Below are 24863 nucleotides of genomic sequence, written 5' to 3' on the forward strand. Positions count from 1 at the left end.
ATGAGCGTGCCCGATCGGCACACCATCCGGGGGCGCTTGGAGGCACTTGCTTATGAAGGTCAGGTACTCGCTCGTCGTTTCTTGGATCGTGCTCGTTGCGGCGGCTGGCTGTGGCGGCGGCGACGACGACCCGCTCGAGTCGGAGGGCGGGGGCGGAGCCTCCAGCGGCGCTGGGGCTGGCGGGTCGAGCGGCTCCACGGGCAGCGTGGGCGCCACGAGCTCCAGCGCCGCCAGCACAAGCAGCGCGGGCGCGGGCGCGGGCAGCGCTGCGGTGACGAGCGGCAGCGGGGGCGACGCGACGGGGAGCGGGAGCGGCAGCGGCGGCGCCGGGGAGGGCGGCGCCGGGGCGGGTGGCGGTGAAGACGTGTCGGCCGTCTGCCCGGGCGGCCCGTACGCGGCCGATCCGGTGCCGGCGAACGGCAGGCCGCAGCTGGTGAGAGGGGGGTTCACGTACGTCGAGGGCCCGGTCTGGGTCGCCGAGCTCGGGGCGCTGTTCTTCTCGGAGATCAACATGCAGGCGCAGAACGCTCCGCCCCTCAACGGTCCAAAGGCGAAGATCCACAGGCTCACGCCGCCGGGCGCGTTCGAGGTGTTCCTCGAGAACAGCGGGACGAACGGGCTGGGCCTCCACAGCGACGGAAACCTCGTCGCATGTACCCACGACACGCGCAGCATCTCCGTGTTCGATCTCGGCACGAAGGCGCGGCGCGAGATCGCCGGATCGTACATGGGCAAGCGGTTCAGCTCCCCGAACGATGTCGTCGTGCGGAGCGACGGCAACGTCTACTTCAGCGATCCCGATTTTCAGCTCAGCGGCGGCAGGCCGGAGCTGCCGACAGCAGCGTACCGCGTGTCTCCGTCCGGCGCGGTGAGCCTCATCGGCACGCTGGAGACCCCCAACGGCGTCGCGCTCTCGCCGGACGAGAGCGTGCTGTACGTGACCGAGTTCACCCCCGGCCGGATCCGTCGCTATACGCTGAGCGCCGACGGAGCGCCCGGCGCCTCGTCCGATTTCGCCGCGAACCTGCCGAAGGCCGACGGAATGGGCGTCGACTGCGCGGGCAATGTCTACATCGCGTGGCGTGAGGGCATCGAGATCGTCGCGCCGAGCGGCGCGAGGCTCGGCAAGATCACGGGGATGGGCGAGGTGTCGAACGTCGCGTTCGGCGGGGCCGATAGAAAGACCCTTTACATCACGGCGGGCGCGTCGCTCTATGCGATGGAGATGAACATCCCCGGATACCCCTACTGAACCTCGCTGGACGCAGACCGCCGGTGCTCGGCCGCGCCGGCGTTCCAGCAGCGAGCTCCCGGCGGCGGACAGAGGCGGGCGGATTCCGGCTGCCCGGGCGAAAGCCGGGCGGCAGCGGCTTCCTCGCGGGGCTCCAGGTGCGGTAGACTCGGGCATGGCGAAGGTGCCGGAGAGATTCCGCTGGGTATTCTGGGACGTCGACGCGAAGGCACTCGATACAGTGACGGGCCAGGACTACATCATCCCGCGAGTTCTCGAGTTCGGTCGGCTGGAGGAGGTGCGCTGGCTCATCCGGACGTACGGAATGAACGGGATTTACCGGTTTTTGCGGGAACTCGGGCACCCCGAATTGAGTGGGCGGACGCTTGCGTTCTGGCGGGCAGTACTAAAAGCGGAGGGTGAAGTGTGGGCAAGTCCACCGGATTGGCGAAGGAGCAGAGCCGCGCTCTGGGTCGACTGAAGATCATCCCAGGGATCGAGCGGTTCTATCTGGCCGGGGGGACGGCCATCGCAGTGCATCTACGCCACCGTCGGTCGCTGGACCTCGACTTGTTCAGCATTTCCGCGGACGTCGATCTGACGATGCTCGCCCAGGAGGTTCGGGTTGTGGTGCCCGATCTGCAGGTGATAAGCATGACCGATGCGGCGTTGCGGGTAATGGTGGGTGGCATCCCAGTGGATATCGTAAGGTATCCTTATGGGCTGCTCGATGCGCCAAAGCCCGGACCGGAAGCATTTCCCATGGCAGGGGTGCGGGACCAACAAACCGCTATTGCCGGCAGCGCTGCGAGCGGCGGGTGACCGACAGGACGATGATCGAGGGACTCGATCCGGTGTGCATGGGAGTGGTTGTCGCCGAGGCGCTCGCCGCACAGCAGATCGAGCGCGACGCCGAAAGCAGCCTCGACGCCGCGCTCGCCCTGGCGACCACGCTGCACACGCCGGGGCAGCGCGAGCGCTACCGGCGTCTGCTCGACTGCGCGATCGAGCAGGCGGATCGCGCGCTGGCCACCGCCGAGCAGGAGCGCGCCGCCCTCCAGGAACATGAGGTCGCCGCTGGAAGAGAGCGAATCCTCGCTACGGCGATGGGCGCCCGTTCGACGCTGGCAAGGGCCCACGCGGCGCGAGCAGAAGACGCGCTCCACGGCGCGGGCCAGCTCTCGTTGAGCGCGCAGCGCGCGCCGACGCGCGGCGCCTGCGACGACGGCTGGCGGCGCGTGGAGGCGATCGTGGCCGGCGCAGAGGCCTCGGCCCGCGCGGCCGCGGACTGCGCCTCCGAGCTCGAGGGCGGCTCTTCGCGGTCCAAGGTCGCCCGCGCGGCGCGCGCGGCGGCTCACGAGGCCGCGGTCGCCGCCCGCGCGGCGCGCAGGATCATCGAGGAGCGAAACCACGCGTATACATTCCACACCGACGGCGGCTTCTCGTTCGGCGAGGGGTGGTACGTCGCCGCGGCCGCCGTCCTCGCGGGCGCGGCGATCCAGGTCGAGCCAGGCAAAGCGGGGACGGCGCAAGCCGAGGCGTTTCTGCGCGATGCAGGCCTGAGCGATCACCTTCAGGCGTACCGCTCGCGCCCGCGCGCGGTGAAGCAGACCACGGAGATCGTCGCGCGCGCCTTCAAGGCCGATCCGTCCTCCGCCCAGGGGAGGCTCCGCGCGGCGTTTCTGGCGGACGCGCCCATTCCGGGATCGGTGATCGCCTGGGTCGATCGCAGGCTCGCGGAAGCGCGGGCGGGAGCGTCATGCCGGAAGAAGGTGCTGCTCTGGATCCGCGAGGGGACCCACCACCCGCACCGCAACACGACGCTCGCCGAGCTCCTGGAGCTGACGGACCTCGTTCAACGCACGGGGCTCGTGCCTGTGCTGACCGGCGACGCCCTTCGAGACGCACGGGTCCCCGAGGGCGCGATCGACATGACGCTCTTCTGGAAGGACCCGACCTTCCGGCAGCTCGACATGCGCCGGGCGCAGCTTCAGTTCTTCGAGCACCTGAAACGAACGCACGGCGTTGTCGGCCAGCTCGGCGTCACGACCGCAGGCATGGACGGGCCCGCGCTCATGGGGCTTCCCACGATGTACCTCACCGAGGCGTCGAACGTGCGTATGCGGGAGTGGGTCGGCGCGGTGCCGGGATACCAGGAGATCGTGCGCGAGGGGGGATATCTCGAGCGCGTCCGCCGTGTGTTGTCCGAATGGGCCGCAGCCTCGCAAGGGGACGACGATTCCCTCGGACTGTAGGTGGTTGGATACTTTGGCCGAGGGTGGGGTCTTTTGAGCCGCCAGGACGCCAAAAGACGCCAAAACACGCCAAAACACGCCAAAAAATGAATAATCTTGGCGTCTTATGGCGTCGTCTTATGGCGTCTTATGGCGGCCCCATCATTTCGGCAAGGTGGGGTAAGTACCTCGCCACCGGACTATAGAGGCAACCCCGGATCCGACCGCTTCAGCAGAATCGTGCCAGAGCACGAGGAGGAGGTCGCCGAGCCTCAGGAGGCGCCGCCTGCGGTGCCGCTGCCGCCCCCGCCGCCGGTGCCGAGCGGGGTGTCGTCGCCGCTGCAGTCCTGATCGAGGCTGTCACCTGCCACGTCCGTCGCGCCGGGGTGGATGTCAGGATTGCCGTCGTCGCAGTCCTCCTCGGGCCCGTAGCCCTCGCATGTCGCCTGGTAGCCGTCGCCGTCGCTGTCGGTCGCGGGCTCGTCGCACGGGGGCATGCCGTAGCAGGCCATCAGCGTGACAGCCATCATGCCGCCCGACGCCACCGCGAGCAGCCGGCCCGCGATCCCGTGGCGCGCCTGCGCGCAGCTGGCGCGCTCGGCCGTGGGCGTCACGCCGCAATGCGGGCAGGCGGAAGCGCCGGGAGGCAGGAAACCATCGCAGCAAGGACAAGCGCCGAGGGTGAGCATGAGGATCTCCGCCTTTGGGGCCCTGTGGCCGAGCCCTGGTGCGCCTCGGAAGGCCGAGCCAGGGAGGTCAAACCGTTCCATTCTACGGCAAGGCGCCCCGGCGACGCGCAAGGAAAATGGAGGGGAATGGCGCAGCGGCCCCGCGTGCTCGTGCTCGTGTTCGTGCGCGTGCGCGTGCGCGTGCGCGTGCGCGTACGCAGGTCACCATCCCCCCCGCGCGATAGAAAGGGCGGCGAAGAGCAGGATCCGCCGGCGGCGTTCGCGCTAGGCTCCGGCATGGCGCTGCGCCGTCTCGATGTGGTCCCCGGCGAGTACTTCCCGGCGTACGTCGTCTGGGAGCTGACGCTCCGCTGCGATCAGCCCTGCCGGCACTGCGGATCCAGGGCAGGGGCCGCGCGGCACTCGGAGCTCGGCACCGACGAGGCGCTGGGCGTGGTGCGGCAGCTCGCGGCGATGGGCGCGCGCGAGGTGGTGCTCATCGGCGGCGAGGCCTACCTGCACGACGGCTTTCTGGAGATCATCGCTGCGCTCAAGGCCGCGGGCGTGCGGCCGACCATGACGACCGGAGCGCGCGGGATCACGGCGGAGATCGCGGCGCGGATGAAGGAGGCCGGCCTGCACAGCGTCTCGGTCAGCGTCGACGGCCTGGAGCGCGCCCACGACCTCATCCGCAAGGCCCCGGGCAGCCACCGGAGCGCGCTCTCGGCGCTCGGGCACCTCCGGGGCGCGGGGCTGCTCACCGCGGCCAACACCAACCTCAACCGGGTGAACCAGGGCGACCTCGAGGCGCTCTACGACCTGCTCCGGGAGCAGGGGATCAAGGCGTGGCAGGTGCAGATCACCGCGGCGCTCGGCCGCGCGGCCGACCGGCCGGCGATGCTGCTCCAGCCCTACGATCTGCTCGACGTGCTCCCGCGCATCGCCGAGCTGAAGCGGCGGGCCTTCCGGGACGGGATCACGGTGATGCCCGGCAACAACCTCGGCTACTTCGGCCCGGAGGAGGCGCTCCTGCGCTCGCTGCGCGAGGGCGGCCGCGACCACTTTCGCGGCTGTCAGGCCGGGAAGCTGGTGCTGGGGATCGAGTCCGACGGCGCGGTGAAGGGCTGCCCGTCGCTCCAGAGCGACGCCTACGTGGGCGGCGACCTGCGCGGGCGCGCGCTCCAGGAGATCTGGGACGAGGCCCCGCGCCTCGCGTTCGCGCGGGCGCGCACGGCCGACGATCTCTGGGGCTTCTGCCGGAGCTGCGCATTCGCGGAGGTGTGCATGGGCGGGTGCACCTTCACGGCGCACGCGCTCTTCGGGCGGCCGGGGAACAACCCGTACTGCCACTTCCGCGCGCGCACGCTGGCCGCGCAGGGCAAGCGCGAGCGCCTCATCCCCGCCGCGCCGGCCGCGGGGAGGCCGTTCGACAACGGGCTGTTCGAGCTCGTGCTGGAAGATCTCGACGGCCCCGATCCCGGGCACGATGATTCCCCGGAGCGGCTGGTCCAGCTCACGCGCAAGCCGCGGCCCTCCAGCTGAGTTTGCTAAGATTCCGAGATGGTCCGACCGGTCACCCGCCGAGCCTTCCTCCACGCCAGCTGTTGCGCTGCAGGGATTGCCGCCTTCGATGGAATCGCCATCGAACCTTCCTGGCTCGATGTCGCCGAGCACGATGTCCCGATCCCGCGGCTCCCGGCCGCGCTCCAGGGGTTTCGGATAGCTCACCTCTCCGACATCCACCTGCGCGCGCTGGGCAGCGTCCACGAGAAGGCGATCGACGCCATCCGCGGGCTGGCGCCTGATCTCGTCGTGCTGACCGGCGACGCGATCGAGGGCGAGGGCTCGCTCGGCGTGCTGGAGGAGTTCTGCCGCAGCCTCGCCGCGCCGGGGCGTGAGGTCCTCGCCACCGTCGGCAACTGGGAACACTGGGGGCACGTCCCCTTGCAAAGGCTGAGCGAGGTGTACGCGCGCGCCGGAGCCAGGCTCCTCGGGAACGAGTCGGTGCTGCTGAAGCGCGGCGTCTCCATCGTCGCGACGGACGATTTCTGCAGCGGGAACGCCGATCTGCGCGCCGCCCTGGCGAACGTGCCGTCCGCTCCGGCGCGGCTCTTTCTCACGCACGCGCCCGGCGTCTTCGATACGCTCCCTCCCGGCGCGCCGCGCTTCGATCTGGGCCTCGCGGGGCATACGCATGGAGGACAGATCCGAGCGCTCGGAACAGCGGTGTGGGTTCCGCCTGGATCGGGCCGATTTCGCTCGGGTATGTACGACACGGCCCATGGCAGGGTGTACGTGAGCCGCGGTGTCGGCACGAGCGTCCTTCCTGTGCGGTTCACATGTCGGCCAGAGCTCCCCGTGTTCCGGCTGATCGCCGGGTGACGTCCTGCCCGACGACGGATGACCGGGGGTGAACCGCCCGGAGGCCGTCAGTCGCGCTTCGGTCCTGCGGAGAGCGCGTTCAGGCGGCACGCGACCGACAGAGAGAGCCCTACCTCCAGCAGCGAGATGGGCCGCTGCTCGATGGCTCCCGGCGGCGCGCAGTCCACCAGCAGGAGCGGCGCCGACGCCGCCTGCGCCGCCTCCGCGAACGACCGCGCCCTCCGGAGCCATTGCTCGGTCAGCAGCGCGCGGTGCCCCTCCGGCTCCTTCACCTCGGCCCGAAGCTGCCCGAACGTGGCCCCGCGCCGCCCGTCCTTCGCCGCCTGCACCGCGGCGCTCACCTCGCGCCTGACCTGCGCCACGGCTGCGGCCTGCCGGCTCCTCGCCCAGAAGTCGAGCTCGGGGGCGAGGCGCACCTCGATCACGCCGTCGACAGTGGTCGATACGGCGTCGCCCTCGCTCCCCGCCTTCTCGGTGAAGACCGCCGTGAACGACGCGCCCAGCATCCTCACCGTGGATGCTCCGCCGGTCGCCTCCTTGAACTGCCGCTCCAGGTCCTGCACCGCGGCCTGCGCCGCGGTGAGGGCGCGCTGCGGATCGGCATCGGTCTCCTGGAGCGCGAAGCCGAGGACGAGCACGTCGGGGCGGACGACCAGATCGGCCTGGACCGAAGCCCGGCTGGGCAACGCCGGCGCGGGCAGCATGCTGGGCATGCTCGCCGACGTGGAGCCCAGGCTCGTCGCGTAGGAGGGGGAGAGGGCCGAGCCGGGCGCCGCCCCGGATGCGCTCCCGCAACCGGCCAGCAGGGCGAGGGCGAGAACCGCGGTTCGCATCGGGGGCCGACGCTAACACGCGCATCGAAACACAGCAATCGTACGGCCGGGTTGGATCTGCTGTGCACGATCTGGAAGGCGTGCCGCCGTGCCATCCGCGATGTCGGCGCGGACCCTCGGCACGGGAGGCGTGACGCGAGCACATGGCTCGTGCGTGCGCCGGGTCATCGACGTGGAGCTTGCCCCCTTTTATCCCACCCGCCCGATCACCGTGGGGCCTTCTGGGCATATAGGACGGCCACTTTCTGACGCCTGCTGCAGGCACCGCCAAGGGGTTGCACCCCTGGGATGGAGGATTTTTGTGATGAACAGGGCACGCGGTTCGACCGTCGGCATATTGCTCGCGTTTCTCCTGGTGGGTTGTGGTTCTTCGAGCGGCCCGGAAGAACCCGAGAGCTCGGGCGGCCCGGGTGCGGGTGCGGGTGCGGGCAGTAGCGGGAGTGGGAGTGGAAACGCGAGCGGGAGCGGAAACGCGAGCGGGAGCGGAAACGCGAGCGGGAGCGGGACGGCAGGCAGCGGCGCGGGGACGGGCGGCTCGACCGGTTCGGACGGTGCGGGCGGCGATCCGGGCGGAGACGGCGGCGGCGGCTCGTCGTCCGGTTCCGGTACCGGCGGCGGTGAGCCCGACATTGTCGAGCCCACGTTGATCACCTCGGGCGCGAACGAGTACTGGAAGATCGGGACGCCGACGGAGGTCACGAGCGGCAATGCCGACGTGACCGTCGATGACGCGGCGACGCAGCAGCGCTGGGATGGCTTCGGCGGCTCCTTCAACGAGATGGGATGGAACATGCTCTCGATGCTCAGCGAGGCTGAGCGGCAGCGAGCCATCAAGCTCCTCTTCGACAAGAACGAGGGGGCAGGGTTCGCCTACGGGCGCATCCCCATGGGGGCCAGCGACTATGCGATGGACCGCTATAGCCTCAACGAGAAGAAGGATGATTTCACGATGGAGAGCTTCTCCATCGCGCGGGACAAGGAGAAATTGATCCCGTACATCAAGGCGGCGCTCGCCGTGAGGCCCGGGCTCCACCTCTGGGCCAGCCCCTGGACGCCCCCCACCTGGATGAAGAGCAACGGCGCCTTCGACGGTGGCAAGATGAAGGACGACGCGAACACCCTGAAGGCGCATGCGCTGTACTTCGCGAAGTTCGTGGAGGCGTACGCCGCGGAGGGCATGACCATCGAGGCGGTCCACCCCCAGAACGAGCCGACCTACGAGACGAGGTATCCGAGCTGCGGGTGGACGGGGCAGCTCATGGCCAAGTTCATCGGCACCTACCTCGGACCGACGTTCGAAGAGCGCGGGATCAAGGCGCAGATCTTCCTCGGCACGATGTCCAACGAAGCGGCGGATCCGGGGATCCTGAGCGCCGTGACCGGGGATGCCACCGCGATGAAGTACGTCAAGGGCTTCGGGCTGCAGTGGAACATGCGGGGCAGCGTGAACGGCTTGAAATCGCGGAATATGCCGATCGTGCAAACGGAGCACCAGTGCGGCAACTACAACTGGAACCCTCCGGGCGTGCCGGCGTTCAACCCGAACACGGCAGCGAACGATCACGCGTACGGGCAGGAGAGCTGGGGGCTCATCCGCGACTGGATCAAGGCGGGGGTGAACTCGTACAGCGCCTGGAACATGGTGCTGGACCCGGTGGGGAAGAACATCGACTCGCAGCGGCCGTGGCCCCAGAACGCGCTCCTCAACGTGAAAGCCGACACGAAGGAGCTGGTGCTGACCCCTGCCTACTACGTCTTCCGCCACGTCTCGCAGTACGTCGATCCTGGAGCGATGCGCGTCAACACGACCGGCGGCGACGCGCTGGCGTTCAAGAACCCGGACGGCAGCATCGTCACGGTCATGTACAACTCGGGCAGCGCCGCGAAGACGACCACCCTCGGCGTGGCCGGCAAGAAGCTCCAGTTCAGCGTTCCTGCCCGCGGCTGGGCCACCGTCAACTGGAAGTGAGGCGCGCGCGACCCGGCCCGGGGTGACCCATCGCGGCCTGAACCTGTCGACAGCCTCCCGGGAGAGTTGAAACTCTGGCCGGAGGGTGTCGACAGCCTCCCGGGAGAGTTGAAACTCTGGCCGGAGGGTGTCGACAGCCTCCCGGGAGAGATGAACCTCTGGCCGGAGGGGCTCGACGCTCCGGAGCGTCGCCGCGCTCGGCCTTGCGAGCCTCTGGCCCCGGGGCGCTATGATCGCCCTCCATGGACGCCGCTTCCTTCCTCGCCGACATCGAGCCGCTGACCCACGACGACCGCGTCCGCCGCGTCGTGGAGCTGGGCCGCGCCGCCGCGCGCGGCGACGCCGGCGCAAGCGCGCTCCTCGGTGCGCTCTGGAGCAGCGCTCAGCCCTACGAGCGCCTCCTCGCCCTCATGAGCGTCTACGGCTCGGGCGACGGCGCGCGCGTCGTCGCGGCCGTCTCCGACCCGTCCCGCTCCGTGCGGCGGCGCGCGGGCCGCATGATCGCCCGCTTCTGCGACGACGCGCAGGCGCTCGCGGCGCTCGGCGCCCTCCTCGAGCGCCGCACCCTCCGGCGCACCGTCGCCCAGCTCGCGCGGCGCAAGCGCCAGGCCGCCGTGGACGCCTTCCTCGGCGCGCGCATGCAGGCGGGGCGCGACCCCCTGATCGTGGATCTGCTCCCGTTCGGCTCCGAGGCGCTCGTGTCGGCGCACCGGCGCGCCATCGACGAGGCGGGCGGCCCGAGCTGCCTCGATCGGCTCGGCGTGAGGCACCCCGCGGCCGCGGCGCGCTGGTTCGGGGAGGCGATCGCCCGCTCCAAGTCCGTCGACGCTCGCCTGCGCTACCGCCTCGCGCCGCTGCTCGTCCCGCTCGCCCGGCGCGCGCCCGACGCGGCGCTGCCGCTGATCCAGGCCCTCTTCGAGCGCGGCGAGGAGCCCTCGTCCCTCGCCGGCTCCCTGCACCTCCTCGCCCGATCGCGCCCGGCCGCCACGTTCGACCTCCTCAAGGCGCGCCACGAGAGCGGACGACCCGCGCCGCCGCCCGGCGTCTTCGGTGTGGTGTGCTTCGACAACGGCGCGCGCGCGCTCGGCGCCGAGCGCCTCGATTACCTCATCCGCCACGCCTGGGGCGCGCTGAGCGACGGCAAGCTGGGCCCGCGGTGGTTCCTGCGGCTCGGCCCCGACGACCAGAAGGCCGTCCTGCGGGCCTTCCTGCTCGGAGGGCGCGGGGGCTTCGGCGCCTTCCTGTTCCGCTACGTGAAGGCCGACTCGGCCGAGGAGCAGGCGATCCGGGAGCGGGCCTTCGCGCGCTGGTCCTGCGCGGCGCAGGCCGCCGACGGCTCGATCGCGCCCGAGGTGCTCGACGCGCTGCCCCGCGACCTGCGCGAGCGCGAGGCGAGGCGGCACCTCTCGAGCTGCCCGTCGCTCGTCTCGAAGCCGGACCGGCGGATGAGCTACGCGCGCCTCCTGTCCTTCGCCGAGGCGAAGGAGGTGCTCGCGCCGCTCCTCGGGCACCCGGAGGGCGACGAGCGGGCGAAGGCGCAGGCGCTGCTCCTCGCGAGCGTCCTGCACGACCGGGGCGCGCTCGCGGACGCCCTCGCGAACGTGCGCGCCCGCAAGTTCGAGCAGGATCCGGTGCGGCGGGCGATGATCGGCGCGCTCGCCGCGCTGCCCCTCGGCCGGTTCGCGCAGGAGCACCTGGAGGCCGCGGGCGCCGTGGCGCAGGACGCGCTCGACGCCGCGGATCTGTCCCACGCCACGGCCTCGGCCGTGGAGCGGCTCGTGGTCCGCCTGTTCCGCGTCGACGGGGCGTGGGGGGCGCGCTGGCTCACGAAGATCCTCGCGGTGCGCGGCTCGGTCTCGACGGCGGGCCTCGGGGACGGGCTGACCCGCGCGGAGGCCGAGCGGCTCAGCCCGGCGCTCGCGCAGCTCGCGGGCGCGTGGAGCACCGGCGAGCGGGCAGGGGCGGTGCTCTCGCTCGCGCAGAGCCTCGGCATCCGCCTCAAGGTGGTCACGCCGCTGCTCGAGGCGCTCGAGCGGCTGTCCCGCGAGCTCCCGTTCGTCGGCGTCGCGGCGGGCGCGCTCGGCCTCCTGCGCGCCCACGACAGGCCGCGGTTCGCGCGGCTCGTGCCCGCGCTGCTGCGCGAGGACAGGAGCTTCGTGCTGATCGGCGCTGTCGCCCAGCACGTGAGCCAGAAGCGTCAGGATCTCCTGGACCCCCTGCTCGACCGGGCGCAGCCCATGACCGGCAGGTTCGCGACGGGCAAGACGCGCTGGGTGCTCGACTTCGGCGGGGGCCACGGCCGCTGGACGGCGAGGCAGCAGGAGACGTACGCCGCCGGCCTCCGCGCGCTGCTCGGCGACGAGACCAGCGATGTCCCCACGCTGCGGTTCGCGATCTCCGCGCTGGTCCGGCTCGCGTACGTCGACGCGTCGGCGATCACCCCGTTCGCCTCGGATCCGAGGCCGCCCCTGCGCGAGATGGCCATCCGGGGCCTGCCGTGGCTCGACGCCGGCCAGGGCGTCCCCGTCCTGATCGAGTGCCTGGGCGACGATCGCGCGCGCTGGGCGATCTACGCGCTCCGGAAGGCCTTCTCCGAGATGTCCCGGGAGCGGGTGCTCGCCGAGCTCCGGGCGGTGCCGACAACGAAGGTGACCGTGGCCAAGGAGGTCGTGCGCCTGCTCGGCGAGCTGGGCGGCGACGACGCCTACCGGGACCTGCTCCGGCTGGACGCCCCGAAGACGCACCGCGACGTGCGGATCGCGCTGCTCCGGGCGCTCTGGGACCACCTGGACAAGCCCGAGACGTGGGACGTCTTCGGCCGCGCCGCGCGGGATCCCGACTGGATCGTGGCCTCGAAGCTCGCGGACATCCCGCTCGGCAGGCTGTCGACCGAGGCCGAGCGGCGCGTGGTGGACCTGCTCGCCGCGATCCTGGGGCGGGCGGAGCCGGAGGCGCGGCTCGACCTGCTGCGGCGCGCGGCGCACCTGCCGCTCCGGGACGAGGCGCGGTCGCTCTTCCGCCGGCTGCTCGAGCACATGGCCGCCCCCGCGCCCGAGGAGGCGGCGGAGGCGCTGTCCGCGGCGCTCGCCAGGATGCAGCACGGGGAGGTCGCGACCGTCGTCCAGCGGCTCGCGGAGCTCTCGCCGAGGCGCCGGTACCTCGTGGCGTTCCTGCCCGCGCTCTCGGCGCGGCTCGGCTCGTATGCCGCGAAGCACCACGTCGCCGTCGGCGAGGGGCTGCTCGCCGCGCTCGAGGCGGACGCCCTGGCCGTGCCCCAGTACCTGGGGCTCGCGGCGCGCCTCCTTCCCTGGAAGGCGCTCGGGCAGGCGCTCGTCGAGCTCGGCCGGCGGGACCTCTTGCACCACGACGCGATGGTCGCGGCGATGTCCGCTGTGCACGGCTGCGTCCACCCGTCGCAGCTGGAGCAGGAGCTCCGGGGGAGCCCGGATCCGCGGCTGCGCCGGCTGGCGCTGGAGGCGCTCGTGCAGGCGGCGTCGCCGAAGAACGGCTGGACCGCGGAGCGGCGCGAGCTGCTGGAGCGCTACCGGAAGGACCCGTCCCCCGCCGTGGCGGGGCCGGCGTCGTTCGTCATGCCGCCGTGAGGCGGGGCGCGCCGGGCGCGCCGTCTGGCAGGGCTCACCTCACGACGACAGCGCGGCCATCGGCGGTGTAAATCACCGCCTCCGCCATGGCGAGGTCGGCCGTCGGTGGCGTCGGTTCGATCGGGCGGCGGCGATCCGCCCTCTCGTGCTTCGTCGAGCGCACGAACGGCCAGAAGAGCTGCTCGGCCCAGGGCTCGACCGGCGCGCCCTCGGGGAGCCCGAAGCCCTCCTGGCGCGCGTGCGGGATCATGAGCGTGCCATGGATCCAATCGAAGCAGATGAGGGCGGCGCCATAGTTCTTCGTGGCATTGCCGAAGCGGCCGACCCCGTGGTGCACATGGTGCGTGTCGGGCAGCGAGACGATGCGCTCGAGGACCCGCATGGCATGGCGCGTGAAGCGGCTCTGCTGCAGGTGCAGGTCCCAGCGGAGATCGCTGTGCTCCGCCAGCACGATCATCGTCCTGATGGCCAGTCCGAGGACATAGGCGCCAGGGTGGCCGAGCCAGACGACGAGCGGCGCCATCCACGTGCCCGGCAACAGGACATGCCATAGCCAGTTCTCCCGGTACGTGACCGCGATGTTCATGTTGCGCGGCACGTGGTGCGGCTTGTGGAGCCGCCAGAGCCAGGGTAGCTCATGGCTCTTGCGGTGTACCCAGTAGATCCCGTACTCATCGAGGAGCACGTAGATCGGGAACACCACCAGGGAGCTCACGCCGGCGAGCGCGCCCTCGGAGCCGGGCCAGAGCGCCCCGAGCGCCCAGGTCACGGCGACGAAGGACGCGCCGCGGATCACGAGGTAGGCGCCGACGGACACGAGGCTCGCGCCGAGCTCCCGCATGGTGAGCGCGCCTGTGCGCCGATACAGGCCGAGCGCGAGCTCGAGGGCGGCAAAGAGCGCGAGGAACACGAGGACGAACACCGTGCCGTGGAGCATGAGGGCTCTCCTTTCGAGCGTCGTGGCCTGGCTCAGGCGACCGCAGCGGCGGCGCGAGCCACCGAGCCGCGGTCCAGGAATCTGTCGTGATGCAAGTGCATCGGCGGGATCTCGCCGCGCAGCACGTCGAGCACGGCGTCGATCATCCCGGGCGGCCCGCACACGTAGGCCGCGCAATCGGCGTGGCCCGCGGCGACCTCGCGGAGGTGGTCGGTGACGTGCCCCTTACGCCCTGTCCAGCTCGAGCCTTCGGGCTCGTGCGAGAGCACGGGGATGAAGACGAATCGACCTCGCCATCGCGCCTCGATCGAGGCGATGGCGTCGAGCGCATAGAGATCCTGCCGGGTGCGCGCGCCGACGACCAGCGTCACATCGCGGGCGAGCCCATCCGAGAGCCCCTGCTCCAGGATCGCCTTGATCGGAGAGAGCCCCGTGCCTCCTGCCACGCAGAGGAGCGGCCGATCGGCCTCGTGATAGCGGAAGCTGCCGTGGGGCCCCGAGAAGCAGAGGCGCGCACCCGTGCGATCGGCCCCGAAGAGCCAACCGGTGAAGGCGCCGCCCGGCACGTGGCGGATATGAAAGAGCGCCCTGCGCGGCGAGGCCCGATCCGGCGCCTCGGCGAACGAGTAACAGCGCGGCTCGCCGAGCCCCGGGACGCCGGGAACCGTGAGCTGCGCAACCTGCCCGGCCACGTAGCGGACGTCCGAGGCGAGGTCGACCTCGAGCGCGACGACGCTGGGCGCGAGCCGCGTCACGCGCGCGACGCGCGCGTCGATCCGCACCGGCGCTCGATCCGTCGAGCGCCCGCGGCCCATCCCCGGGACCTCGACCGCCACCTCCTCCGACACGGCCAGGCTCTGGCAGGCGAGCACGAAGCCGGCAGAGATCTCCTCGGGCGCGACGTGGCGCGAGATATCGCTCTTGAGGCGGATATGCCCCTTGATGAGGCGGCACTTGCAGGTGCCGCACTCGCCCACCCTGCACATGTGTGGAAACGGGATGTTCCCGCGCACGGCTGCGCTGAGCAGCGTTTCTCCTGCCTCGATACGGACCGCGCGATCGCTGCCCAGGAGTTGAAGGGTCCCGGCTCGACCCCTCGTCCGGCCGCCGAATGAGATGGCTTTCACGATGTCATGGCTCCCTGTTGCACGCAGCTTCATGGAGGCGGCCACCGAAAAGCCCAATCAGCAAATGGTATGAGGCAGATTGCCGGCGTGAATATTCCGCCGAATCCACGGCCGCCCGCCTCTGACCCGGCCGAGCCCGCCCGCAGCGGACGCGTCAGACGCGGCTGCAGAGCTCGATGAGGGATCGCCGGAGCCACTCGTGGGCCGGGTCGCCGTCCTGACAGGCATGCCACATCATGAACAGCGGGATCGGCTGGATGGGGAGCGGACAGCTCACCACCCGCACGGGGAAGTGCTGCTCGAACAGCCGCGCCAGGGGGAGCGGCAACGTGCAGACGACGTTCGACTGCGAGACGATGAACGGCATCGAGAGATAGCGGGGGACCTGCACCCGCACGCGCCGCGATCGCCCGACGGCGGCCTGAATCTGCTCTGCCAGGTTGGTCTGGCCCTCGCGCGGCTCGATGATCACGTGCTCGAGCGCCATGTACTCGTCGAGGGTCAGCGAGGGTCCGACGGTCGGATGATCCTGGCGCACCAGCGAGACGAACTCGAGGTCGAGCACGCGTGTTCGCCGGAACTCCTCGCCCGGGATGGCGATGTGATCCAGGACGAGCTCGATCTTGCCGAGCCGCATCTCGTTTTGCAGCGAGGTCCCGGGCTCGCTACAGAAATCGAGCCGGACGCGGGCGCCGAGCTGCTCGAGCCACTGCAGAAAACGAGGCAAGAGGAGGGCCTCTCCGATGTCGCTGATCCCCAGCCTGAAGGTACGGCTCGCCGTGCAATCGAAGGCGCCGGTGTGGGCGAGTGATGCCTGGATCAGGTCGAGCGCCCTGCGGATCGGGCCGGCGAGCGCGAGGGCGCGCGGCGTCGGGGCCATCTCCTTGCCGCGGCGCACGATGAGATCGTCGTTGAACAGCAGGCGCAGCCGGTTCAGCGCGCTGCTCACGGCCGGCTGGGTCATGCCGAGGCGCTCGGCCGCCCGCGTCACGTTGCGCTCGGTGAGCACGGCGTCCAGCACGGTGAGCAGGTTCAGGTCCACGGCGCGCAGGCGAGGCAGCGGCGGTGCGTTCATGCGGGGAGGGTAGCGCTGCGCCGATAGACACCCGCGGCCGAGGGCCCGAGCGGCGTGCGCGTACCGTCCATGAAGGAGATCCCGGAGACCTCATGGGCACCGGGAGGAGCGGCCGGCGCCTACGGTGACGCGGGCGCGGCCTCGATGCCGCCCTGCCCGAAGCCCGGGGGCGGCGGCATCGCCGCGGCCACCAGGGCCACGCGCGCCCCGCGCGAGAGCCCGAGGGTCACCCGGGTCCCCGCGGGCACGCGGAGCAGGGGCCCGACCAGATAGCCCAGCTTGCCGGTGACATCGTGGCCGTCCACCGAGACGATCACGTCCCCCACCTGCAGGCCCGCCGCCGCGGCCGGACCGTCGCGGCGCACCTCGACCACCTTGTGCGGCCGCATGGCCGACTCCATCGGCGACCGGGGCGGCTCGACCGTGAACCCGAGATCGCCGGGAGGCTCGTCGTACTTCACCCGGCGCTTCGCCATAAGCAAACGCCCGACGTCGGTCTCCGCGCCCGGCTGCACATCGACAGGGATCATCGCCGCGTCGAACGCCGAGCTCATCGGATCCGCGGGCATGAGCATGAGCGCGAGGGGACCTCTGGGCACGCGGTCGAGGTGAAAATGGCCCGCTCCGTCGGTGACCTCGTGCTGCTGCACCGGCGAGGGCGCCATTCCGCCGGCGCGCGGGTACGCGTGCACGGTCACCCCGGCCATGGGCGCGCCGTCCTCCAGGGACACCACCTGACCCCGGAGCGCGACGCGCCCGGCGAGCGTGAGCACCACCCCGCTCCGCTGCTCCCCCTGCGCGAGCGTCACCTCGCCCGTGGCCGTCCCCTCCGGGGCGTCGGCTGCAAGGTCGTACTTGCCCGCCGGCAGATCGCTCATTGTCCAGGCCCCGTCCGTGAACGAGAAGGACTCGTTCCGGAAGAACGGCGCTTCGCGGCCCGTGACGCGGATCGTGAACTGATCGGGCGGCGCGCCGCCGGGGCTGGAGACGGCGCCGGAGACGGTGCCTGTCTCCTGGATCATGAGCGTCACGGTGCCGCCGATCTCGACATGCTCGACGGCGGCGCGGCCCCCTCCGCGGCGCTGCGCCTGGACCGTGTACGTGCCCCGGCCCAGGTTCCCGATCACGAACTCCCCGTCGGGATCGGTGAGCACCGGCGCGTAGGGCCCCACGCTCTCCGGCGGCGGGGGCGGAGGGGCCGGGGCGCCCGGCCCGCCCGCGCCCTCGGGCTCCCGCTGGACATTGACGAACGCGTCCGCCACCGGCCTGCTGCTCCCGTCGACGACGCGCCCGTGGATCTCGCCGTTCTGGCGCTCCACGACCAGGCTCACGCGCGCGGCCGCCCCTGCCTTCACGGTGACCGCGACCCCGGGGTCGCCGCCGCCGGCCTGACCTTTCGCCCTCATGGGCATACCCCCCTGCATGGCCCAGATCCGGTATGCGCCCGGCGCGACCCCCTTGATCACGAATGTCCCGTCCGCGAGGGACTTTCTCGGAGGGCCGCCCCACCCGGGCTGCTGCGCGCTCAGCATGACGTCCGCGCCTGCGACGGGGCGGCGGTCCTCGTCGGTCACGGTGCCCTCGACGCGACCCCCGCTGTCCATCACGAGGGTGATCTCGGGAGCGCGCTCGTCGACGAGCTCGACCATCACCGGTTCGGGCGGAATGTGATCGTTCGAGTGCGCCATGACCCTGTGCTTGCCAGGGAGGAGCCCCCGGAGCACGAAGCGGCCGTCGTCGTCGCTCTGCCCGACGGGGCCGGGATGCATCGGCTGCATCCCCCCGATGTCGGTCGGGCTCGCGTGGACCATGGCGCGCACGGGCTTGTCCTCGCGGTCCACCACCCGGCCGCGGAGCGACAGCCCGGCGCGGACGGTCCACACGAGCCCCTCGACGTCCGCCTCGCCGACCTCCACGGCGGGGTAGGCCGGCTCCGACGCGTGATCCTGGCAGAGCACCATCACCTGGTACGAGCCGGGCAGCACCCCCTCGAAGCGCGCCGAACCGTCGGCCCCGAGGACCGTCGGGAGCCAGCCGCTCCCCTCGTGGAACAGGGTGACGGAGCCGCTCGCGCAGGGCCCGCCCCCGGGCGCGACCTCCACCCGGCCGGCCACGCTGCTGGCAGGGTGCATCTCGATCACCACCTCGCTCGCGGTCTGGCCGATCCCGAGCACCACGCTCGCGCGCGTCTGGCCATAACCGCCCGCGGCGCGCGCCGTGGGCTTGTACCGCCCGGGCGGCAGACCCGGGATGCGGAAGCGCCCCTCCGCGTCGCTCGACACGGGTTTCACCTCCCCGGGACCCCACCTCTGATCCATCCCGGGACGGACCGTCGCGCCGGCGATCGGCGCGCCCGACCCCGCCTCGACGACCCGCCCCTCGATCACCGAGCCGGGCGTCATCGAGATCTCGAGCGGCGGCCCCGGCGCCATGCCGTGCTGCGACCCCTCGGCGTACCCGTCGGCGGTGGCGCGCGCCAGGCAGTATCCCTCCTCGGTCCACGCGGAGAAGGAGCCCTCTGCGTCGGAGCGGGTCACCGCGACGCCCCGGTGCGACCCCAGGAAGCCATGAACCATGACGAGCGCCCCGGCGATGGGCCCGCCGCTGACGTCCTTGACGTGGCCCCGCACCTCGACGCCGCCGCGGACGAGCGTCAGATCGACGCCGGTGCGCGCCTCTCCCTGGCGGAGATCGAGCCAGCCGGCGCGGTCCGGGGCAGGGGAGGTGTAGCTCGCGGGGCGGTGGCCCGGCGCCGAGGCGACGATCGTCCAGCGCGCGGGGGAGAGATCCGCGATCTGGTAGCGGCCGTCCTCTCCTGCGGGCGCGCACGTCGGCTCGCCCAGATCGAACGGCGTCAGTCCGCTCGCTCCGCCGCTCGCGCTGGCGCACACGAGCGCTCCGGCGACGGGCGAGCCGGCCGCATCGGCGACCCGGCCCGCGATGCTCCCGAGCTGCGGCGGCGGCGCGTCCCTCGCGCGGAGGCGCCGCGCTCCCCGCGTCGAAGCGGCGCTCGCCGGAGGCGCGGGGCCTTCCGCCGGCGCGTCTCCGGCGCGGAGCCACGACAAGAAGCCCAGGATCCCCGCCGCCGCCAGCCCGAGCACGACAAGGGCAAGCCACCGTCTCGCTTCCGCTCTCTTCATGGCCTGACAGCCCCTCCTCCGTGCATGGCCCTCTGCCGCCGGGATCACTAATCCATCGCGCGTACGCGCGGCGGGGCATCGTCCTGGGTAGCAGGATGACGGCGTGTTCCCACGGCGGGGCGCGGGCGCTCGAGCGCTCGAGTCGCTTGCAGTAGACGCCTCCTTCCTGGGCCGTCAGGTGAAAGGTTCCTTCGTGACGCTGGCGATCGGGCTCGGATATGATGGTGGCATGATGGCTACGATTCGCTTCAGCTTACCCTCCAGCGCCACGATCGGCGCGCTATTCATCTCACTTTTTCTATGTCACTGCACCGGGTCAGGCTCGGATGGAAGTGATGCCAGCGGCGCTGGTCAGGGAGGAGCCACCTCGGGGGAAGGCGGTGGCAGCGTGACGACAGGGAGCACGGGCGGGGGAGGCGTATCCGTCTCAACGAGCTCGTCCTCGTCCTCCTCCTCGTCGCAGGGGACGGGCGGCTCCGGGACGGGCGGAATGGGCGGCATGCCGGCGTTCGAGCCCAGCTTCATCCTCGGCGCTGACATCTCCAGCGTCCAGGAGGCGGTCGATAACGGCGCGACGTACACGGACACGGACGGAAATGAAAAGCCGATGCTCGATCTGCTGAAGAATCACGGGTTCAACTATATCCGGCTCCGGGCGTTCGTGGACCCAGGCGCTACCTACGGATATGCCTTCGGGACCGGCGGCTCTTGCGAAAAAAATGAGACCTATTGCGACAAGGACCACACGATCGAGTTCGGCAAGCAGATCAAGGAAGCGGGCATGGGGTTCCTGCTCGACTTCCATTACAGCGACACCTGGGCGGATCCTGGCAAACAGATCATCCCCGACGCTTGGCGGAGCGCCCGGACGATCGCCGAGATGGCGGGCCTCTTGAAGGCCTACACGAAGGACGTCGTCGCCGCGCTCGTCAGCGCGGGCGCGCGCCCGGACATGGTGCAGATCGGCAACGAGATCACGCCGGGCATGCTCATCCATGTGCCGTCCGCGAACACGGACTGCTGGGGCAACGATTCGGTCGTTCATCCGGAAGGCCTCACCGGGCGAGCGACGAACCAGAACTGGGACAACCTGGCCGCCCTGCTCAAGGCGGGAATCGCCGGGGTCAAGGAGGTCGATGACACCATCAAGATCATGCTGCACGTCGAGAACACCGAGGACGTCAACGGAGTCACGTGGTGGGTCGACAGCGCAAAGACGCGGGGCGTCGAGTTCGACGTCCTCGGACTCTCCTGCTACACGGCATTTCAGGGGCAGCCCGCGGTATGGCGGAACACCTTTAATGCCCTGGCCGAGACATTCCCGGATCTGTCGTTCGCGATCGCGGAGTACAACCCCGAACGCACGACGGCCAATCAGATCATGCGCGACCTGCCGGATGGCAGAGGGCTCGGGACGTTCTTCTGGGAGCCAACGCAGAGCGGTTCATGGGGCTCATCCCTCTTCACGCAGCAGGGCGGCGCCTACAGGGCCAACAGCCAAGACTTCGCCGAGTTCGACGCGATCAAGGCGAGCTTCGGCCTGTAATGTGGTGTTGGCCACCGCGGGCCGTCACTGACAGGCGGTCCCGTCGGCCAGCGCCGCGCACTCGTCCGGGTTCTCGAGCGCGCGGCTCACGTGGAGCAGCCGGCAAGAGACCGTGTCGCCGCCCTCGGCGCTCGCGACGGCGTAGTGGGAGTCGTGGGCGGCTCCCGTGATCGTGCTGCACTCGTCCTGGCACGCCGCGCCCCAGCCAACGTACGCCTCGCCGAGGGCCTCCTTGCAGGCCGCCTCGAACAGCGTGCAGTACGACACGCAGTTGCCCGTCACGCCCGAGCCCGGCTCCTCGACCCCGCAATGGCCGTCTCCGCCCGGCCCCGCGTGCGGGCAGTGGGTGGTCGACGCCAGCATCGCGCTGTAAGCGTGGTACTTGCGGCAGCCCACGGTGTTCTCGGTCCGGTCCTCCGTCGCGCCGGGAGGGAGCGCCGCGCAGACCGCGAGGCACTGCGCTCTCGACTCGTAGACGGCCAGATCACCCGTGCACGACGTCATGACCACCTGGCAGAAGTCCTCGCAGCTCGGCTCGGTCCCTTCCGGATCGCCGCAGGGCTGCACCGGCGTCAGGCTCGCGTGCGGGCAGTGCTCCTCGGGGTCCACCGTCGCGGAGCTCACGTGCACGAGGCGGCACTGCAGCGTGTCGCCGTCGTGGTTCTCGATGACGTCGAACTTGTCCACGTCCTTGAGGCCGGCGCACATGGCGACGCACTCCTCCTCGGTGGCGACCTCGAGCGTGCACGCCGCGGCCCGCAGCGCGCAGTAGCTCTCGCAGTTGCTCCCGCACTCGCCGTCTCCGCCCGGGCCCGCCGCCGGACAGTGCACCCCGACCTCGCCGGTGGCGCCGGCCAGCTCCGCCTGGCGGGCGCGGCACGCGACCGTGTTGTCCACGGGCTCCAGGGGATCGCCCTCCGGGAGCAGCGCGCACACGCCCTGGCAGGTCGCCAGCGTGGCGTAGACCTGGTGCTCTCCCGTGCAGTTCGCCATCACGTCGGCGCAGTACGACGCGCATTGCTCGCTCACGGGCGCCTGCCCGCCCCCCGTCTCCGAGCTGCCCGGGTCGAAGGTGCGGTCCTCGATGCCGGCGATGGCCTGGCAGCCGAGCCACGCGAGGCTCGAGAGCGGGGCGAGCAGGGCGAGCGACAGGAGCCCTGTCATGCGTCTCATTCGAACGTACCTCCCACGCGCAACCCGACGTTGCGCGCGTCCACGAACGCCCCCACCTGGACGGGCGGGGCCTGCCTCGGCGCGACGACGAACACGAGGACGGCGCCGCCGATCGCCGCCGCCGCCCCGAGCCCGAACGCGACGTTCGACACGGTGGCGGCGCTCTTGGCCTCCTCGGTCAGCGTGACGCCGCGCTCGTCCTCGCACGTGCTGCCGCCCTTGCAGTAGCCCTCCGCGTCGCTGTTCTTCGAGATGGCCTTCACGCCGAAGAACGTCCCGACGCCGAGCCCCACGACGCCCGCGCCGCCCACGACGAGGCCGATCAAGCGCGCCGTGTTGCCCCCGGACGCCGCGGGCGCCGGCGCAGGCGCAGGGGCGCCGCGCGCCGGCGCAGGGCCCGCCGCCTCGGGAGGCGGCGCATCGCGGGGCGCAGGCGGCGGCCCCTCGATCCGCTTGAGCGCCGGGACATCGACGCTCGCAGGGCCCTTCTTGTCGCCCCCGAGCTTCACGGTCGCCGTCCAGGTCTCGTGGCCCGGGGCGCTCGCCTCGATCGCGATCTCGCCGGGATCCATGGGGATCGCGACGCCGAAGACCGCGGGATCGACCGCCTTTCCGGCGGAGCGCACCTTGAAGCCCTCGATCGCGAGGTTCTCCGCCGCGACGCCGATGCTCAGCTTCGACAGGCCCGGCTCCAGCCGGGCCGCCCTCGCCTGCGCCTTGCGGGCGCGGTCGGCCTGCCCCGCGGCCTGCGACTCCGACATGGCTTGCCGGAACGTGGCCCAGGCGCTCGCCGTGCGGCCGGTGTTCTCGTAGCACTCGGCCAGGTAGAGGAGCGTGCCGATGCCCGGATCGATGCGCTGGCTCTGCTCCAGCCTCGGGCACGCCTCCGCGCTGCGCCCCTGCTTCATCAGGTCGAGCGCCGCGTCGAAGAGCGCCTCCGCCGTCGCCTTGTCGGCGGCGCTCGGCTCCGCCCGCGCGGGGAGCCCCCCGGCGATCAACGCCGCGCACAGACCCAGGCCGACGCAGTGTGCGATGCTTCGCTGACGACGTTTCGTACGCCTCATACGTCCCGTGTTCTCCTCCAAGCTGGCCACGACGAGCCTCGGGGCCGTCGCCGGATCGACGCGAGCGCCACGCTCAGCGCCGCCCGCCGAAGTCGCTGATCGAATTGCTCCGCGTCGGCTCCGGGCGCGCCCCCGCGTCGGGCTGCGCGCGCTCGACGGGCCGGGCCGTGGCGGTCGCCCGAGGCGCGCCCGGCTGCGCGGCGAGCGGCGCCGCCGGGCCGGAGGCCGCCGCCGGCGGCGGCGCGGGCGCGCTGGACGAGGCCGCAGGCGCGGTCGGGGCCGGAGAACCGCCGGCCGCCTCGGGCGCGGCGCCGGTGGCGCCGGGAGCCTCGCGCGCGTCGCCCTTCGCCGTGGCCTCGGAGGCGGGCGTAGCCGCGGCCTCGGCGGTGGGCGCAGCCGCGGCCTCGGCGGTGGGCGCCGCCGTGGCCTCGGCGGTGGGCGTAGACGCGGCTGCGGGGGGCTGTCCCGGGTCGGTGGCGAGCCCGGAGCGCAGGAAGAACAGGGCGCCGAGCGAGGCCCCTGCCAGCAAGGCGGCGGCGGCGATGGCCAGGGCGACGCGCGCCCCGTTGCGGACCGTTCGCACCGGATGGCCCGAGTTGCTCCACGAGTTGACCGTCGGCCCCGTCTCCGCGTTGGGCGCGGTCGGCGAGGGCGGCACGAAGGACGGCGTGCCCGGTGTGAAGGACGGCGTGCCCGGCGCGAAGGACGGCGACGACGGCGCGAAGGGCGGCGTGCCCGGCGCGAAGGACGGCGACGACGGCGAGGCCGGCGCGAAGGGCGGGCCTCCGTGCGGTACGGACGGGCGCGATCCGGTGCCCTGGGCGCCCCCGCTCGGCACGCCGGTCTGGAGGAGCGACGGCCGCGCGATGTCCGAGGAGCTGCCGAGCATGCGGCGCGCCCGGTCGACGTGCATGTGGCCCGTGGCGGGGCCGAACGGGAGCAGCGCGGCCGCCAGATCGCCGACGTTCGTCCACCGCTGCTCGCGCTCCTTGGCGAGGCAGTGCATCACCACGGCGTCCAGCTCGCGCGGGACGTCGGGGCGCAGCTGGGCGACCGGGGCCGCGTTCTCGTAGAGCAGCGCGTGGAAGAGCTGAGCGACGGAGTCGCCGTCGTACGGAGTCCGCCCGGTCAGCATCTCGTACAGGATCACGCCGAGAGACCAGATATCCGCGCGCGTATCCACGTCCCGCGCGGAGCGCACCTGCTCGGGAGACATGTAGAGCGGCGAGCCGAGGAGCGACGCTGTCTGGGTCAGCGCGACCTGGTCGCGCGATATGCCGAGCAGCGACTTCGAGATCCCGAAATCGAGGACCTTGATGACCCGATCGCCGTCGGGCCGGAGCGAGAGGAACAGGTTGGCCGGCTTGAGATCGCGGTGCACGATCCCCGTGGCGTGCGCCTCGGCCATCGCGTCGAGGGCCTGGAGCATGTACCCGACGGCCTCCATCACGGGCAGCGGACCGCGCGCCCGGATCTCGTGGGCGAGGTCGTTCCCCTCCAGGAACTCCATCACCATGTAGGGCAGCCCGCCCTCCAGCGAGCCGACATCCAGGACGCGCGCCACGTGCTCGCTCTTGATCCTGGCCAGCGCGCGCGCCTCGCGCCGGAACCGCTCCGCCGGGTCGCCGCCGTCCGCCCGCAGCGAGTGCAGGAACTTCATCGCGACGCGCTGCTCCAGCTCCAGGTGCCACGCGGCGACGATCGTGCCCATCGCACCGGCGCCAACGATCTGCTCCACGCGGTACTTGCCCGCGAGGACGTCGCCCACAGCAACGGGAGCCATCGCCATGGGCCCTAGGCTAGCCGAGATCCACGAGATCACATACTTCGGCGAGCGGCGATCTGCGCGCAGGGCGGAAATACCTCGTCGACGCTTGCGCTG

General features: G+C 71.6%; 19 protein-coding genes. 9 read left to right on the top strand and 10 right to left on the bottom strand.

Annotated features, from left to right (window positions below; genetic code table 11):
* Positions 1-52: 52 nt before the first annotated feature.
* The 4 genes from WMF44_RS09845 (at position 53) to WMF44_RS09860 (ending at position 3486) form a co-directional block, all read left to right on the top strand.
* Complete coding sequence (locus WMF44_RS09845; RefSeq protein ID WP_437298863.1) at positions 53-1252, top strand: SMP-30/gluconolactonase/LRE family protein; 1200 nt, start codon at positions 53-55, stop codon at positions 1250-1252.
* Positions 1253-1406: 154 nt separating this feature from the next.
* Positions 1407-1712 (top strand): DUF6922 domain-containing protein, encoded by a 306-nt coding sequence (locus tag WMF44_RS09850; protein WP_437298864.1) that lies wholly within the window; start codon positions 1407-1409, stop codon positions 1710-1712.
* On the top strand, positions 1658-2053 hold the full coding sequence (locus tag WMF44_RS09855; RefSeq protein WP_437298865.1) for a nucleotidyl transferase AbiEii/AbiGii toxin family protein: 396 nt from the start codon (positions 1658-1660) through the stop codon (positions 2051-2053). Before WMF44_RS09850 ends, WMF44_RS09855 begins: the two co-directional genes overlap by 55 nt.
* 11 nt (positions 2054-2064) lie before the next feature.
* Positions 2065-3486, top strand: coding sequence for a hypothetical protein (locus WMF44_RS09860; RefSeq protein ID WP_437298866.1), 1422 nt, complete (start codon positions 2065-2067; stop codon positions 3484-3486).
* Positions 3487-3737: 251 nt separating this feature from the next.
* Here WMF44_RS09860 and WMF44_RS09865 read toward each other — a convergent pair whose 3' ends face one another.
* A complete protein-coding gene (locus WMF44_RS09865; protein WP_437298867.1) occupies positions 3738-4079 on the bottom strand; it encodes a putative metal-binding motif-containing protein in 342 nt (113 codons plus the stop codon).
* A 201-nt stretch (positions 4080-4280) separates the two neighbouring features.
* Between WMF44_RS09865 and WMF44_RS09870 the strand changes: the two genes are divergently transcribed.
* Positions 4281-5675 carry a radical SAM protein gene (locus WMF44_RS09870; protein WP_437298868.1) on the top strand — a complete coding sequence of 465 codons (1395 nt, stop codon included), beginning with the start codon at positions 4281-4283 and terminating at the stop codon, positions 5673-5675.
* An 18-nt stretch (positions 5676-5693) separates the two neighbouring features.
* The gene (locus WMF44_RS09875; RefSeq protein WP_437298869.1) at positions 5694-6515 is read left to right on the top strand and encodes a metallophosphoesterase; all 822 of its coding nucleotides are present in this window, start codon (positions 5694-5696) and stop codon (positions 6513-6515) included.
* Positions 6516-6562: 47 nt separating this feature from the next.
* On the opposite strand, the gene WMF44_RS09880 is transcribed toward WMF44_RS09875, so the two are convergent.
* Positions 6563-7348: a hypothetical protein gene (locus tag WMF44_RS09880; protein WP_437298870.1), complete on the bottom strand. Its 786-nt coding sequence runs from the start codon at positions 7346-7348 to the stop codon at positions 6563-6565.
* Between the two features lie 643 nt (positions 7349-7991).
* Here WMF44_RS09880 and WMF44_RS09885 point away from each other — a divergent pair.
* The gene (locus WMF44_RS09885) at positions 7992-9317 is read left to right on the top strand and encodes a glycoside hydrolase family 30 protein (protein WP_437298871.1); all 1326 of its coding nucleotides are present in this window, start codon (positions 7992-7994) and stop codon (positions 9315-9317) included.
* A 242-nt stretch (positions 9318-9559) separates the two neighbouring features.
* A complete protein-coding gene (locus WMF44_RS09890; RefSeq protein WP_437298872.1) occupies positions 9560-12919 on the top strand; it encodes a HEAT repeat domain-containing protein in 3360 nt (1119 codons plus the stop codon).
* 34 nt (positions 12920-12953) lie between these two features.
* On the opposite strand, the gene WMF44_RS09895 is transcribed toward WMF44_RS09890, so the two are convergent.
* From WMF44_RS09895 to WMF44_RS09915, 5 genes are all read right to left on the bottom strand, one after another.
* Positions 12954-13856, bottom strand: a complete 903-nt coding sequence (locus WMF44_RS09895; protein ID WP_437298873.1) for a sterol desaturase family protein — start codon at positions 13854-13856, stop codon at positions 12954-12956.
* A 32-nt stretch (positions 13857-13888) separates the two neighbouring features.
* A complete protein-coding gene (locus WMF44_RS09900) occupies positions 13889-14983 on the bottom strand; it encodes a 2Fe-2S iron-sulfur cluster-binding protein (RefSeq protein WP_437298874.1) in 1095 nt (364 codons plus the stop codon).
* A gap of 154 nt (positions 14984-15137) precedes the next feature.
* On the bottom strand, positions 15138-16058 hold the full coding sequence (locus WMF44_RS09905; protein ID WP_437298875.1) for a LysR family transcriptional regulator: 921 nt from the start codon (positions 16056-16058) through the stop codon (positions 15138-15140).
* Positions 16059-16177: 119 nt separating this feature from the next.
* On the bottom strand, positions 16178-19198 hold the full coding sequence (locus WMF44_RS09910) for a carboxypeptidase regulatory-like domain-containing protein (RefSeq protein WP_437298876.1): 3021 nt from the start codon (positions 19196-19198) through the stop codon (positions 16178-16180).
* 351 nt (positions 19199-19549) lie between these two features.
* Positions 19550-19699 (bottom strand): hypothetical protein, encoded by a 150-nt coding sequence (locus WMF44_RS09915; protein WP_437298877.1) that lies wholly within the window; start codon positions 19697-19699, stop codon positions 19550-19552.
* Here WMF44_RS09915 and WMF44_RS09920 point away from each other — a divergent pair.
* A complete protein-coding gene (locus WMF44_RS09920; protein WP_437298878.1) occupies positions 19698-20744 on the top strand; it encodes a glycosyl hydrolase 53 family protein in 1047 nt (348 codons plus the stop codon). The two genes, WMF44_RS09915 and WMF44_RS09920, sit on opposite strands and share 2 nt — an antisense overlap.
* A 24-nt stretch (positions 20745-20768) precedes the next feature.
* Here WMF44_RS09920 and WMF44_RS09925 read toward each other — a convergent pair whose 3' ends face one another.
* The 3 genes from WMF44_RS09925 to WMF44_RS09935 form a co-directional block, all read right to left on the bottom strand.
* The gene (locus tag WMF44_RS09925) at positions 20769-21917 is read right to left on the bottom strand and encodes a hypothetical protein (protein WP_437298879.1); all 1149 of its coding nucleotides are present in this window, start codon (positions 21915-21917) and stop codon (positions 20769-20771) included.
* Positions 21914-22981, bottom strand: coding sequence for a tetratricopeptide repeat protein (locus tag WMF44_RS09930; RefSeq protein ID WP_437298880.1), 1068 nt, complete (start codon positions 22979-22981; stop codon positions 21914-21916). Before WMF44_RS09930 ends, WMF44_RS09925 begins: the two co-directional genes overlap by 4 nt.
* A gap of 73 nt (positions 22982-23054) precedes the next feature.
* Positions 23055-24764, bottom strand: a complete 1710-nt coding sequence (locus WMF44_RS09935; protein WP_437298881.1) for a protein kinase domain-containing protein — start codon at positions 24762-24764, stop codon at positions 23055-23057.
* Positions 24765-24863: the final 99 nt, after the last annotated feature.

The sequence above is a fragment of the Sorangium sp. So ce426 genome, from assembly GCF_051475585.1.
Lineage (GTDB): Bacteria > Myxococcota_A > Polyangia > Polyangiales > Polyangiaceae > Sorangium > Sorangium cellulosum_B.

Excerpts from the sequence above, each read along its gene's own strand:
- WMF44_RS09925 (WP_437298879.1), bottom strand. The coding sequence starts at position 21,917 with ATGAGACGCATGACAGGGCTCCTGTCGCTCGCCCTGCTCGCCCCGCTC.
- WMF44_RS09915 (WP_437298877.1), bottom strand. The coding sequence starts at position 19,699 with ATGCCGCCCATTCCGCCCGTCCCGGAGCCGCCCGTCCCCTGCGACGAG.
- WMF44_RS09895 (WP_437298873.1), bottom strand. The coding sequence starts at position 13,856 with ATGCTCCACGGCACGGTGTTCGTCCTCGTGTTCCTCGCGCTCTTTGCC.
- WMF44_RS09910 (WP_437298876.1), bottom strand. The coding sequence starts at position 19,198 with ATGAAGAGAGCGGAAGCGAGACGGTGGCTTGCCCTTGTCGTGCTCGGG.
- WMF44_RS09880 (WP_437298870.1), bottom strand. The coding sequence starts at position 7,348 with ATGCGAACCGCGGTTCTCGCCCTCGCCCTGCTGGCCGGTTGCGGGAGC.
- WMF44_RS09860 (WP_437298866.1), top strand. The coding sequence starts at position 2,065 with ATGATCGAGGGACTCGATCCGGTGTGCATGGGAGTGGTTGTCGCCGAG.
- WMF44_RS09850 (WP_437298864.1), top strand. The coding sequence starts at position 1,407 with ATGGCGAAGGTGCCGGAGAGATTCCGCTGGGTATTCTGGGACGTCGAC.
- WMF44_RS09920 (WP_437298878.1), top strand. The coding sequence starts at position 19,698 with ATGCCGGCGTTCGAGCCCAGCTTCATCCTCGGCGCTGACATCTCCAGC.
- WMF44_RS09870 (WP_437298868.1), top strand. The coding sequence starts at position 4,281 with ATGGCGCAGCGGCCCCGCGTGCTCGTGCTCGTGTTCGTGCGCGTGCGC.
- WMF44_RS09890 (WP_437298872.1), top strand. The coding sequence starts at position 9,560 with ATGGACGCCGCTTCCTTCCTCGCCGACATCGAGCCGCTGACCCACGAC.
- WMF44_RS09905 (WP_437298875.1), bottom strand. The coding sequence starts at position 16,058 with ATGAACGCACCGCCGCTGCCTCGCCTGCGCGCCGTGGACCTGAACCTG.
- WMF44_RS09930 (WP_437298880.1), bottom strand. The coding sequence starts at position 22,981 with ATGAGGCGTACGAAACGTCGTCAGCGAAGCATCGCACACTGCGTCGGC.
- WMF44_RS09875 (WP_437298869.1), top strand. The coding sequence starts at position 5,694 with ATGGTCCGACCGGTCACCCGCCGAGCCTTCCTCCACGCCAGCTGTTGC.
- WMF44_RS09845 (WP_437298863.1), top strand. The coding sequence starts at position 53 with ATGAAGGTCAGGTACTCGCTCGTCGTTTCTTGGATCGTGCTCGTTGCG.
- WMF44_RS09935 (WP_437298881.1), bottom strand. The coding sequence starts at position 24,764 with ATGGCTCCCGTTGCTGTGGGCGACGTCCTCGCGGGCAAGTACCGCGTG.